Genomic DNA, 12,570 nt, shown 5'->3' with positions numbered 1-12,570 from the left:
ACAGTGTAGAACAGTTGGCAGAAGCTGGCGCCACGCAGACGTGGCCCGGAAGTGGCGCGGAAGAAAAGCTTAAGTCTTGGCGGGAAGTTCCGCCTGCAGGCGTTCGTACTTGGCCATCAATTGCTCCGGGCTTTCGCGCCAGGCGGGATTGAAGGGGATGCAGCTGACGGGGCACACTTGCTGGCATTGCGGCTCGTCAAAGTGGCCCACGCATTCGGTGCACTTGTTGGGATCGATTTCGTAGATTTCCGCGCCCATGTAGATCGCGTCATTCGGGCACTCGGGCTCGCAAATGTCGCAATTGATGCATTCGTCGGTGATCAGTAATGCCATGATTTCACTCTTACTTATTGCGATGAGGCAGCGTTGGCGGCAATCTTGTTTTGCAGCCAGCGGTTCACCGAGGGGAAGACAAACTTGGAGACGTCGCCGCCCAGCGCCGCGATTTCGCGCACGATGGTGCCCGAAATGAATTGGTACTGGTCGGATGGCGTCAGGAACATGGTTTCGACATCGGGCAGCAGGTAGCGGTTCATGCCCGCCATCTGGAATTCGTATTCGAAGTCGGAAACGGCGCGCAAGCCGCGCACGATGACGCGCGCCTCGTGCTTGCGCACGAAATCCTTGAGCAGGCCGGAAAAGCTTTCCACTTGCACGTTCGGATAGTGGCCGAGCACTTCGTTGGCGATTTCCAGGCGTTCGTCGAGCGAGAAAAACGGTTGCTTGTTCTTGCTGTCGGCCACACCGACGATCAGCTTGTCAAACAGGCCCGATGCGCGGCGCACCAAATCTTCATGACCGCGCGTGAGCGGATCGAATGTTCCTGGATAAACGGCTACAACCATTGCGGCTCCCTGATGATGCACCAATATAGACGCGCATTATGCCTGAAATTGGTGACCACCTTGGTGCCGCGCCTCGGGCCAGGGAGATTTTTTGCCTCATTTATAGGCAGATTCAGGCAGTTGCCGGCACTTTGTTGTAAGTTAGCAAATGATAATAAACGGTGCCCGCCTTGTCGGCGCGGATGACTTCCCATGGCGCCATCCACTCGGGCTTTTCCAGTGCGCTGGTTTCATCGAAGACCAGCGGCAAGCCCGATTCCGCATACACCATGCCGCCTTCCTTGAGCAGGTTGGCGCACAGCGGCAATACTTTCGCCAGGAAATCCTGCTGGTAGGGCGGATCGAGGAAGATCAGGTCGTAACGCTGGCCGCGCGCTGCCAGCCCTTGCGCCGTCAGCAGGGCGTCGCCGCGCAGCAGTTGCACATTGTCGGCGCGCAATTTTGTTTTGTTTTCTTCCAGCTGGCGGATCACGGGCGTGTGCGTATCGACCATGGTGACGGACGCCGCGCCACGGCTGGCCGCTTCGAAGCCCAGCGCGCCGCTGCCGGCGAACAGGTCCAGCACCTGGGCGTTGGCCCAGTCGCCGTCGCGCAAGTGATTGATCCAGTTAAAGACGGTTTCGCGCACGCGGTCCGGCGTCGGGCGCAAGCCCAGTGCCTGCAAAACAGGCAGCACGGAGCGTTTCCACTGGCCGCCGATGATGCGCACCTGGTTCGGTGGCGGCGCGTGGTGGACGGGGACTTTGGCGGGTTTTTTAATTTTCTTTTGCATGGGTATTTCTTCAATTCGGTGGCGGCCACTATAGCATATGGCCCCCTCCCCCCCTGCTGGCGCTGCCTGGCTATTTGGCTTGCGTGGCCAGGGAATTGAAATCGTCGATCCAGCCCTGCATGCGCTTGACGGCGTGGGCCTTTTGCGCCGGAGTGGCGATCTTGATCACCGTCAAGACCATCTGCGCCGTGCTGCTTTCGTAGGCATCAAAAAAGGCCTTGCGCTCGGAATGTTCGAGGCGCTCGAAACTGTCCTTGATCAGGGTGTTGATCAGGGTCACGCTGGCGTCCTTGCCGAGCTTTTCCTGATGGACTTTCTTGACCAGGTTCAAAACGTTCTGCTGGCGCCGCATGCGTTCGTCGAGCCAGATCTCATTGTTCAGCGGACGCGCGTCGGACGCCTTGCGGATGAGGGCTTCCTGCTCGCTGCTGAAGCTGCCGAACCACAGTTCGAATTGCTCCATGGCTTTCTTGTAGCGCAGTTTCTGGCGTTTCTCCTGGTCTCCGCTCAGGTATTTCTTGCGATAATCATCATTGTTCGATTTAAACTTCTTTTCCATCTGCGCAATTTGCTCGGGCTTGAGCGAACGGGCCAGGTCGGCCAGCTCCGGCGCCGCCTTCAGCAGCAGTGCCTGGGTGCGCTGCTTGATTTCGCCGTAGTCGGCCATCAGGTCCGCCTGCGTGATATTGCCCTGTAACTGTTTCTGGCCCGTGCGCAGGATATCCACGTAATCCTTCAACTGCGTCTTGCGGTGCCAGTCGAACAGCTTGTCGATATCCTCGCGTACCCAGCCCTTCTGGTCGCGGTCCAGGTCGACATACGCGTTCAGCCACCAGTACAGCACGGTATCGCCATTGTTGTAGGCCAGGCGCAAGCCGCTGCAGCCGGCCATGACGACCAGCATGAGGGCCAGCACGGCATAAGTAAACCGCTGGAAGGGCGTGGAAGACGGGGCCTGCGTGTTAAACTTTTTCATATTCTTAACTTATAAAAATTACGGTCTATGAACGTTGTCATTCTCGCCGCCGGTATGGGGAAACGCATGCAGTCGGCGCTGCCAAAAGTACTGCACCCGCTGGCTGGCAAGCCGCTGCTGTCGCATGTGATCGATACGGCGCGCAGTCTGGCGCCGTCCCGATTATGCGTGATTTACGGGCATGGGGGCGCTGCGGTGCTGAAGTTGCTTGACGGCTACAAGACCAGCCAAGGCCTGGCGGTCGACGCCGCCGAGCAAACGCAGCAGCTTGGCACCGGCCATGCGGTGCAGCAAGCCGTGGCTTTGCTCGATGACAGCGTACCGACCCTGATCCTGTACGGCGACGTGCCGCTGACCAGCGCCGCTTCCCTGCAGCAGCTGGTGCAGGCGGCCGGCAAGGACAAGCTGGCTATTTTGACCGTGGAACAGGACGATCCCTTCGGCCTGGGCCGCATCGTGCGCGAGCATGGCGCCATCGTGCGCATCGTCGAGGAAAAGGATGCCACGCCAGAAGAGCGCGCCATCCGCGAAATCAACAGCGGCATCATGGTCGCGCCCACCGTGCCCCTGAAGCAATGGCTGTCGTCCCTGTCGAACAATAATGCCCAAGGGGAATATTATCTGACCGATATCGTTGCCCAGGCCGTCGCCGATGGCGTGGCCGTCACCTCGGCCCACCCGGCTGCCGTGTGGGAAGTGGCGGGCGTCAACAGCAAGGTGCAGCTGGCCCAGCTGGAGCGCATCCACCAGAACAATATCGCGCAAGCCTTGCTGGAACGGGGCGTGACCCTGCTCGATCCCGCCCGCATCGACGTGCGCGGCGAACTCATTTGCGGCCGCGACGTCACCATCGACGTCGGCTGCGTGTTTGAAGGCCGCGTGGAACTGGGCGACGGCGTGCGCGTGGGCGCCAACAACGTCATCATCAATGCCACCGTGGCCGCCGGCGCGCACATCAAGCCCTTCTGCCATATCGAGGATGCCGTCGTCGGCGCCGCTTCCATCATCGGCCCCTACGCGCGCCTGCGCCCGGGCACGGTCCTGGCGGAAGACGTGCATGTGGGTAACTTCGTCGAAGTGAAAAACAGCCAGATCGCCGCCCACAGCAAGGCCAACCACCTGGCCTACATCGGCGACGCCACCATCGGTTCGAAGGTCAACATCGGCGCCGGCACGATCACCTGCAACTACGATGGCGTGAACAAGTTCCGCACGGTGATTGAAGACGACGCTTTTATTGGCAGCGACAGCCAGCTGATCGCCCCAGTCACGGTCGGCAAGGGCGCCACCCTGGGCGCCGGCACGACCTTGTCGAAAGATGCGCCGGCCGGCAAGCTGACGGTCTCGCGCGCGCGGCAGGTGACCATCGACGGCTGGACGCGTCCCGTCAAGATCAAGAAGTAAGGCTGGCGTCGGCGCTGGCACACGGGCAGGCCTTGCGGCCTGCCTTTTTTATTTGTGGATAACTATGTGGGTAAGCCCATCAGCAAGTATGGGATAAGCATGTGGGCAAGCCTGCGTACAAGCTGTGCGCAAGATGGGTGGCTTCGCCTGTCATGCGCCTGTCCTCCCCCTCCCCTCCGATTTTCGTCATTTTGCGGTCGTGTAAGCCGGTTTACCCGTTAATTGTGGATAAGTCTGTGCGTAAGCCTGCGGATAAGCACTGCATAGCCTTTGCATAAGTGGGGATAAGCAGTCGTGCCTGTCATCGGCCTGAGCTTGCTCTGTGGGTAAGGTTGTGGAAAAGCCGTGCATAGGCGGTGGAAAGCTGGTGGGTAAGTATTGCGTTGGATCAAGCAACAGCCGGAAGCCAGGCTTCCGGCTGTTGCTGCCGCATCAGAAACGGCGATTCAGCTCGACCCACAGGCGGGCGGAGTTGCGCGAAGCCAGCAGGACCGGCGTGCCGCCGATGGGCTTGGCGACATACGCGCGGGCATTCCACTGCTGTCCGTCCGCCCAGTTCACGCCCAGCCCGGCGCCGTGCAGGCGCGCGCTGTTCGGGCCTGCCGACCAGCGCTGCTGGTTGACCGTCACGCGCGCGCTGTCGAGGAAGGCCACGGCTTGCCATTGCCCGGCGCTGCCGGTATCGAGGTCATGCCGCCATTCCGCGCTGCCGAAGTAGCCGAGGTCGCCAGCAGCGACGCCCACGTCATAGGCGCGCACCGTGTAGGGCCCGCCTACGCTCATCTTTTCGGACGAATCGAGGTTGCTATCGGCCCACTGCCCGGCGATGGCCAGGTACACGGCATTGCGCTGGTCCAGGTTTTGCAGGCGCGACAGGTTGACGTTCCATTTTGCGTAAGTGCCATGGCTGCGCGCGCTGTAGGCGTCGTTCAGGCGCGCCAGCGGGTCGCTGATGTCGAGCTTGCCAGCGGTGGCGGCCACGCTCCAACTGGTGATGGCGCCAGCCAGGGTCGCATCGCGCACGTCGCCGCCGAGGGTCGCGCCCAGGTTATCCAGGCGGCGGTCGCTGCGCATGGCACTGGTGTCGATGCGGTCGCGCAAGTGCACCTGGTCATATTGCAGCTGCAGATACATATTCGCATCGCGGCTGCGCAGCAGCGGATGGCGCAGCCAGCCACTGGCGACCTGGGCCGTGCCATGCGCTTCCAGCGGGCGCATGGCGCCTTCCAGGCGGTAGCGCAAGGCGGACATGGCCACCCCGGCGCGCGTGCCGGCGCCGTTCAGCAGCAAATCATAGCCGAGACGCGCATACGACATGCCCTTGCCCGAGCTGAGCACGCTGGCGCTGGCCACGTCGCCCTGGTGCAGCGGGTTGTACAGGTACACGGTGGCACCAAGGCGGGCGCGGCCCGTGTAACGGTTGCCATTGTTGTCGAGGAAAGCATTGCCGGCCACGCCAGGACCGGACCAGGCATCGACCAGCAGGTCGGAGCTGCCGACCTCGGCGCCGGGCTTGAGCGTGGCCGTGATGGCGACATTCGGGATGTCGGACAGCAACAGCAAGCTGCGGTCGAGTTCCGCCTGGCCGATGGTCTGGCCCGTTTGCAAGGGCGCCAGCGTGGCGTTCAGCAAGGCGTCGCTGACATCGCTGCGGTTGTCGATGCCGACCTGGCCATAGCGCGCCTCGAGTACTTCGATGCGCACGGTGCCCTGGCGGATGGTCTGGGCGGGCACGATGGCGCGCGCCAGCGGATAGCCGTTGACGCGGTAGTAGCTGGTGATGCGGGCGGCCAGTTCGCCCAGCTGCTCCAAGGTCAGCGTGGTGCCGCGGGCATCGGCCACCAGCGCTTGCAAGGTGGCCGCATCGAACGCGCCGTTGCCGGCGATGTCGATGTGCGTGACGAGAAATGGCGCGCTGGCGGGCAGCGGCGCGCCCTCTTTCTGTTCGATGCGCAGCGCCGGCGCACTGGCGGGCGCATTGGCGGGCGTGGCCGGCTGCAACTGGCGCAGGATGGTGCCCGCGTCGGGCACCACCGGGGTGGTTTGGGCGGCGGCGCATGGCGCAAAGGCCAGCAGCAGCAGGGACAGCAACGGTTGTTGCATCAGGTGTCGCGGAATCGATGAATAAGTCATGGTGTTATTGATTTACGTTAAGCATGTTGGGGGGCAGCTTGACGCCGCCCAGGACGACTTGCAGGGCCGGGCCGCGGCTGCCGATCTGCATGGTGGTGTTCGGCAAGGTATTGCTGGCGCCAGCATTGGCGGCCGGGGCATCCGTCTGCGTGATGGTGATGGTCGGCGCGGCGGCCAAGGTGCCGGGACGCGTGTCGGCAAAGCTGCCCAGCACTTGCGCCTGCAATTGCACCACGGCTGCCTGGGCCGGCGGCGGCAGGGTCGCCGACTGCAACGTCAGCGCGCTGGCATTGCCCCCGGCTTGCACGAAGGCATAGTCGGTCGAGCTCAGGCCGCTGGCGGTGATGGCGTAGTTGCCGGCCGGGCTGCTGGCCGTGGCCGGGCTGGTCCAGGCCAGGATGCCGCTGGTGGCATCCGCCAGGGTGTCGCTGCCCAGCAGGCCGCTGACCTTGCCGCTCAAGCCATCGGGCGTGCGGCCACCCGTCAAGGTCACGGGCGCGGCCGTGTAGAGCAAGCTGGCCTTGGCGATGTCAGCCGTGATATTGCCTGGCTGCATGAGGTCATAGTTGGCCGCGTCCGCGCCCTGCAAGGTGTAGCCGCCGACGAGCACGGTTTTACGGTTGCCGGCATGCTTGTCGGCAAACGCTGCCGTGCCGCCCGCCACGCGCAAGTCGTCGTCGCCCAGCGCTTGTACCCTGGCCGTGCCCGTCAAAGTGGCGGCGGTTGTCGCGTCGTAGACTTTATTCGCCGCGCCCACGCCGGTGACGACCACGCTGGCCTTGGCGATATCGGCCGTGACGTTGCCTGGCTGCACCAGGTCATAGTTGGCCGCGTCAGCGCCTTGCAAACTGAAGCCGCTGACAGTGACCTTTTTACCGTTGCCGGCGTGCTTGTCGGCAAACGCTGCGTTACCGCCCGTCACGCCGAGCTGGTCGTCGCCCAGCGCCAGTACTTTGGCCGTGCCCGTCAGGGTGGCTTGATTGGTCGCGTCGTAGACTTTGTTGGCCGCGCCCACGCCGGTCACCACCACGCTGGCCTTGGCGATGTCGGCCGTGACGTTGCTTGGTTGCACGAGTGCATAGTTGGCCGCGTCCGCGCCTTGCAAACTGAAGCCGCTGACAGTGACCTTTTTACCGTTGCCGGCGTGCTTGTCGGCAAACGCTGCGTTACCGCCCGTCACGCCGAGCTGGTCGTCGCCCAGCGCCAGTACTTTGGCCGTGCCCGTCAGGGTGGCTTGATTGGTCGCGTCGTAGACTTTGTTGGCCGCGCCCACGCCGGTCACCACCACGCTGGCCTTGGCGATATCGGCCGTGACGTTGCCCGGCTGCACGAGGTCATAGTTGGCCGCGTCCGCGCCTTGCAGGCTGAAGCCGCCGAGGGTGACGGTTTTACGGTTGCCGGCATGCTTGTCGGCAAAGTGGGCGTTGCCGCCCGCCACGCGCAAGTCGTCGTCGCCCAGCGCCAGCACCGTGGCCGTGCCCGTCAGGGTGGCTTGATTGGTCGCGTCGTAGACTTTATTCGCCGCGCCCACGCCCGTCACCATCACGCTGGCCTTGGCGATATCGGCCGTGACGGTGCCCGGCTGCACGAGTGCATAGTTGGCTGCGTCCGCGCCCTGCAGGCTGAAGCCGCCGAGGGTGACGGTTTTACGGTTGCCGGCATGCTTGTCGGAAAACGCTGCCGTGCCGCCCGCCACGCGCAAGTCGTCGTCGCCCAGCGCCAGCACCTTGGCCGTGCCCGTCAGGGTGGCACCCGTCGTCGCGTCATACACTTTATTCGCCGCGCCCACGCCCGTCACCATCACGCTGGCCTTGGCGATATCGGCCGTGACGTTGCCCGGCTGCACGAGGTCATAGTTGGCCGCGTCCGCGCCCTGCAGGCTGAAGCCGCCGAGGGTGACGGTTTTCCCTGTGCCGGCGTGCTTGTCGGCAAAATGCGCATTGCCGCCCGTCAAGCTGAGCTGGTCGTCGCCCAGCGCCAGCACCTTGGCCGTGCCCGTCAGGGTGGCCTGGTTGGTGGCGTCATACACTTTATTTGCCACCCCCGCATCCTGCACATACAAGGTGGCGCGGGTGATGGTGGCGCGGTGCTGGCCACCTTCCAGCGTGTAATTGTCCGCCCGGCCACCCTGGCCGTCCGCCAGCATCAAGCTAGCGCTGTTGAGGTACTTGTCTACACCGACGTTTTTATTGTCGAGGCTGCCATTCCCGAACAGGAACAGACTTTCGCCGTTGACCAGCCCGTACATGGTCAACTGGCCCGCAGCCATGCCGTTGCCGCCGTCGTAGGTGCGCATGCCGTCGAGAGTAATGACGGCCCGGTTGATCGTCAGCGCCCCTGCCACCAGGTCGATGTCATAACCTTGCTGGCCGGAATACAGATAGCTGTCTATGGCGTGATAGCTGCCGGCATCGCGCATGGCGCCATACACGCCATTGTTGCTGTAGAGAATATTCCCGGATTCGGCGGCGCCGGCCAGCGAATAGCGGGCATTGACCAGGCCGCCAGAGTAGTTCCTGCCATCGTAGGTCTTGCTCGTGGCATCGGCGTTGACGGTCAGGGCCGTCAGGAAGCTGCGCAGCAGCGGCGCCGTCTGGCCTTCATAGATGCGCCAGACGGCATGGCTGCCGCCGGCGGACGCCATGTCCCAGCCGGCGAAGCTCGATGGCGAGCGCAGCTCTGCATCGCTCAGGCCGCGCACATTGCTCAGTGTGCCTTCATTTCCAGCGATGCCAGGCGCTGTGGCCGCGCCGCGCCAGAAGCTGTCGCGCACGATGCCGAAGTTGTTGCCGACCAAGGCGCCGGTCGTCGCATTGCCGTGCACGGCGCCCGTTGCGTAGCTGTTGCTCACGCTGTCACCCGGGTTGCTGTTAAAACCGAGCAAGCCACCGACGTCATAGTCGCCACTGGCCACGCCAGTAGCGTAGCTGTCGGCAATGCTGCCTTCCAGGTTGTAGCCGACCAGGCCGCCCGCATTGTCCTTGACGGCGGTGGCGTTGCCTGTGGCGTAACTGCCGCGCACCGTGGCGCTGATGCCATCGTCGCCAGTATTGCTTCCGACCAGGCCGCCTACATTGCGAAATCCGCTGGCGTTACCGGTGGCATAACTGCCAGTGATGGTGCCTTTGTAGTTATCGCCCACCAGGCCACCCACGCGGTTATCCACGCCGACGACCGTCCCGCTGGCGTAGCTGCCGCTGACGGTGCCATGGTCAATTTCACCGATCAGGCCGCCGATCCTGCCGCTGCCGCTGACATTGCCGCTGGCGTGGCTGTCATTGACGGTGCCCTTGTAGTTCAGGCCCATCAGGCCGCCGATGCTGTCGTCACCGCTGACCGTCCCGGTGGCGTAGCTATCGGTAACCCGACCGCCATTCTCCCCTACCAGACCGCCAACATAGTCGTCGCCGCTGACCGTCCCGGTGGCGTAGCTATCGCTGACCAGGCCGCCATTCGACCCTACCAGGCCGCCAACACTGTCCTCTCCTTTGATGCTGCCGCCGAGCATGCCGACATGGCGGATGACGGAACCTGCCTCCGAGTAGCCGATCAGTCCGACATTCCTGGTATCAGGCAGGTCGATATACAGGCCGCTGATGGTATGGCCCTGGCCATCCAGGCTACCCGTGAATGCGTTGTCGCGCGTGCCGACGGGAATGAAGCCGGTCTCGCCCCAGACGCCCTTGCCGCCCGCCGTGCCGCTGGCGTCGATATTCGCGCCCAGCACATACGCGGCGCCCGGCGCCATGGCCATCAATTGCAACTGGTGCGCATTGTGGATCGTCGTCGCATATTCGGACGCCAGCATCGGATATGTGGCGCCCGCCGCGCCGCCGGCATTATTCAAGCCGCCGTCCACGTTGACCAGCACCCAGTTGTTGCCCGGCGCGCCAGGCGTGGTGGTGAAGTTAAAGCCCGTGAAACTGCTGGCCGTGCGCATCTGCGCGTCCGTCAGCCCGGTGCCGCCCTTGGAGGTGGCCTGGCCCGTGCCGTCGATGGACCAGAAACTGTTGATGATTTTTTGCGGTGCACCATTGCTGCCGATCAAACCGCCGAAGTTGCTGCCGCCGTCGGCGATGAGCAGGCGCCCCGTGGCGAAACTGGTATCGACCGATCCCGAGTTGGTGCCAATCAGGCCGCCAATGTCGCTCTTGCCCGCCACGCTGCCCGTGGCATAGCTGTTGCTGATCGTTCCCAGGTTGATGCCGGCCAAGCCCCCGCTCAGGGAGTTGCCGCTGACGGCGCCCGAGGCGTAGCTGTTGATGATGCTGCCGCTGTTGCGCGCCACCAGGCCGCCGCTGATGAAGCCATCGGCGGTGACATCGAGCGCCGCATAGCTATTCCTGATCGTGCCCTTGTTGTCGCCCACCAGGCCGCCCGCGTAATAATGGGTCTTGATGTGGCCGCCATTCAAACCCACGTTCTGGATCAGGGCATCCTTGGTGGTGATGGAAAACAAGCCGCTGCCGCCGCCGGAACCCGACATCATGCTGAGCTGATTGATGGAATGACCGAGGCCGTCGAAGATGCCGCTGAAGCCCGTATCCCTGCCCAGCGGCATGAAGCCCGCATCCCACCAAACGGGGTTCCAGGCGGCCGAGGCGGTGGCCGAGGCGTCGATGTCGGCACCGAGCACAAAATTGCCGTTCAGCTTGCCATTAATGCCTTGCAAGTCGGTGCCCGTGACGCTGCGGTAAGCGCCCAGGGCGGTGATGACCGTATAGTCGGTGCGCACGCCGTCCGCGCCCAATGTGGTGCTGAAATTTTGCCCGGCGGGCAGATGCACCTGCGCGCCGCTGCCCAGCTGATACACGGCCGTATTGCCGGCGGCGGCGGCGGCCTGGCCATATTCCAGCGCCAGGCTGGCTGTGCCGGAACCGTTCAGGGTGGCGTTGATATTGATGTTGCGCTGGGCGTTCAGGGTCAGCCGGTTGGCCGACCAGTTCACCTTGTCGTTGACGTGCACGTCGCCGGCCGTGCCGGCGCTGCCTTGCGTGCTCTGGATCACCACATTGCCATTGCGCAGGTTGGCCGACAGGGCGGCGCCGCTGATGTCGCCGCCGCTGGCGGCGATGGTGAAGTCGACCGGGTCGATCAGCCAGGTGCCGGCGCGGCCCTGAGCGGCGGCCGTGCTGATGCGAACGTCGTTGGCGACCTTCACGTGGGCGGCGCTCGTTTCGATGAAGCCGCCATTGCCGCCGTTCGGGGCGCTGGCGTCCAGGGTGCCGGCCACATGGGTGGTGCCGGCGCTCATGCCGCCGAGCAAGACGATGCTGCCATCGCGCTGTTCCACGCTGCGCGCCTCGATGACGCCCGTGTTGTTGACGACGCTGGCCAGCAGCGAGTCGCGGGCGCCAGCGCTCATCAGCACCTGGCCGCTATCGGCGCGGATCAGGCCGCCGTTCTCGGCCAGGTTGTTCAGGGTGCTTTGCTCGATGCGCAGTTGCAGCAGGCGCGCACCGTCAAAGCTCAGGGTAGCGGCGCTGCCGGCACCCAGCGCGACCGTGCCCAGACGGGCCGAGATGGCGCCCTGGTTGCCGACCTTGTTGCCCAGCAAGGCGACATAGCCGCCGTCGGCCGCGCGCAGCGTGCCTTCGTTGATGACGCTGCCGCTGCCCTTGCCGGCGAAGGCATGCTTCGAGCCGCCCAGGCTGGCGTTGTCGACGTCGAGCGTCGAAGCCACCAGGCCGCCCACATTGACTTGCGCGCCGCGGCCGAACAGCACGCCGTTCGGGTTGATCAGGTATACCTGGCCATTCGCGTTGAGCCTTCCGAGGATTTGCGTGCCGTTGCTGTCGAAGATGCGGTTGACGGCCAGCGCGCTGGCCGAAGGCTGAACGAAGGTGACGCTTTCGTTGGCGCCCACGTTAAAACTGTTCCAGTTCAGCGCCGCCTGCTGGCTCGATTGCCTGATCGTGGTGCTGTTGCCCTGCTGGCTGATGCTGGCCGTGCCTGCCACCACCTGCCCGCCCGTGGGAGTGGCCAGCGCCGGTCCTCCCAGCGCCAGCGCCGTCATGGCGGCCGCCGCTGCGGCCAGTTTGCGGCGGCTGCCCTTGCCGCGTCCGCGCGAGGTTTCCGCGACGGCGACCCAGGCGTTCAGGACGTGGCTCCAGACGAGGCGGTAGACGTGATTCAATGATCCATGACGATGCATAGGGTCGATCCTTGTTGATGTGAAAAAGGTATGCTCCAGCGCCAGGCTGGCGTGGGCAGAATGGGGATGAAAATCGCTCAGGAATGCGGCCGGGAACAGGCGTGGCCAAGACTGCGGATGAAGAATGAAGAGCGATGCATGTTTTTCCTGTGCGGTAGGTGTTGGCGCCGATGGCCGACAGGAAAGGCGTGCGCTTCCCCGAAGGCATCTATTTTGTTGCTTTTTTAAACATTCTTGTTATAAAAAGCTACAAAGATTTCCGACGGGAAATATAGCAGAATGGAAG

Annotated in this window: 7 protein-coding genes; 1 reads left to right on the top strand and 6 read right to left on the bottom strand. The window is 63.7% G+C overall.

All coding sequences use genetic code 11. The annotated features are described in order from the left end of the window. Window positions 1–69 precede the first annotated feature (69 nt). The 4 genes from IGS61_RS13740 to IGS61_RS13725 form a co-directional block, all read right to left on the bottom strand. A complete protein-coding gene (locus tag IGS61_RS13740) occupies window positions 70–333 on the bottom strand; it encodes a YfhL family 4Fe-4S dicluster ferredoxin (protein ID WP_035823425.1) in 264 nt (87 codons plus the stop codon). A gap of 14 nt (window positions 334–347) precedes the next feature. Next, on the bottom strand, window positions 348–845 hold the full coding sequence (gene coaD / locus IGS61_RS13735; RefSeq protein WP_034752633.1) for a pantetheine-phosphate adenylyltransferase: 498 nt from the start codon (window positions 843–845) through the stop codon (window positions 348–350). Between the two features lie 112 nt (window positions 846–957). Then, a complete protein-coding gene (gene rsmD, locus IGS61_RS13730; RefSeq protein ID WP_230540097.1) occupies window positions 958–1,617 on the bottom strand; it encodes a 16S rRNA (guanine(966)-N(2))-methyltransferase RsmD in 660 nt (219 codons plus the stop codon). Between the two features lie 70 nt (window positions 1,618–1,687). Next, window positions 1,688–2,593 (bottom strand): DUF6279 family lipoprotein, encoded by a 906-nt coding sequence (locus tag IGS61_RS13725; protein ID WP_230540096.1) that lies wholly within the window; start codon window positions 2,591–2,593, stop codon window positions 1,688–1,690. 27 nt (window positions 2,594–2,620) lie between these two features. On the opposite strand from IGS61_RS13725, the gene glmU reads away from it, so the two are divergent. Then, entirely contained in the window at window positions 2,621–3,997 is a 1,377-nt protein-coding gene (gene glmU, locus IGS61_RS13720; RefSeq protein ID WP_230540095.1) for a bifunctional UDP-N-acetylglucosamine diphosphorylase/glucosamine-1-phosphate N-acetyltransferase GlmU, read from the top strand. Between the two features lie 432 nt (window positions 3,998–4,429). Here the strand turns inward: glmU and IGS61_RS13715 are convergent, their stop codons facing one another. Both IGS61_RS13715 and IGS61_RS13710 read right to left on the bottom strand, forming a co-directional pair. Beyond that, window positions 4,430–6,100 carry a ShlB/FhaC/HecB family hemolysin secretion/activation protein gene (locus tag IGS61_RS13715; protein ID WP_230540094.1) on the bottom strand — a complete coding sequence of 557 codons (1,671 nt, stop codon included), beginning with the start codon at window positions 6,098–6,100 and terminating at the stop codon, window positions 4,430–4,432. 34 nt (window positions 6,101–6,134) lie between these two features. Then, a complete protein-coding gene (locus IGS61_RS13710; RefSeq protein WP_230540093.1) occupies window positions 6,135–12,284 on the bottom strand; it encodes a YDG domain-containing protein in 6,150 nt (2,049 codons plus the stop codon). Window positions 12,285–12,570 lie beyond the last annotated feature (286 nt).

The sequence above is a fragment of the Janthinobacterium sp. FW305-129 genome, assembly GCF_020858115.1.
Lineage (GTDB): Bacteria > Pseudomonadota > Gammaproteobacteria > Burkholderiales > Burkholderiaceae_D > Janthinobacterium.
Note: the sequence above shows the minus strand (reverse complement) of the source record. Positions and strands in the feature narration are given on the sequence as shown.

Excerpts from the sequence above, each read along its gene's own strand:
- coaD (WP_034752633.1), bottom strand. The coding sequence starts at position 845 with ATGGTTGTAGCCGTTTATCCAGGAACATTCGATCCGCTCACGCGCGGT.
- IGS61_RS13710 (WP_230540093.1), bottom strand. The coding sequence starts at position 12,284 with ATGCATCGTCATGGATCATTGAATCACGTCTACCGCCTCGTCTGGAGC.
- IGS61_RS13715 (WP_230540094.1), bottom strand. The coding sequence starts at position 6,100 with ATGCAACAACCGTTGCTGTCCCTGCTGCTGCTGGCCTTTGCGCCATGC.
- rsmD (WP_230540097.1), bottom strand. The coding sequence starts at position 1,617 with ATGCAAAAGAAAATTAAAAAACCCGCCAAAGTCCCCGTCCACCACGCG.
- IGS61_RS13725 (WP_230540096.1), bottom strand. The coding sequence starts at position 2,593 with ATGAAAAAGTTTAACACGCAGGCCCCGTCTTCCACGCCCTTCCAGCGG.
- IGS61_RS13740 (WP_035823425.1), bottom strand. The coding sequence starts at position 333 with ATGGCATTACTGATCACCGACGAATGCATCAATTGCGACATTTGCGAG.
- glmU (WP_230540095.1), top strand. The coding sequence starts at position 2,621 with ATGAACGTTGTCATTCTCGCCGCCGGTATGGGGAAACGCATGCAGTCG.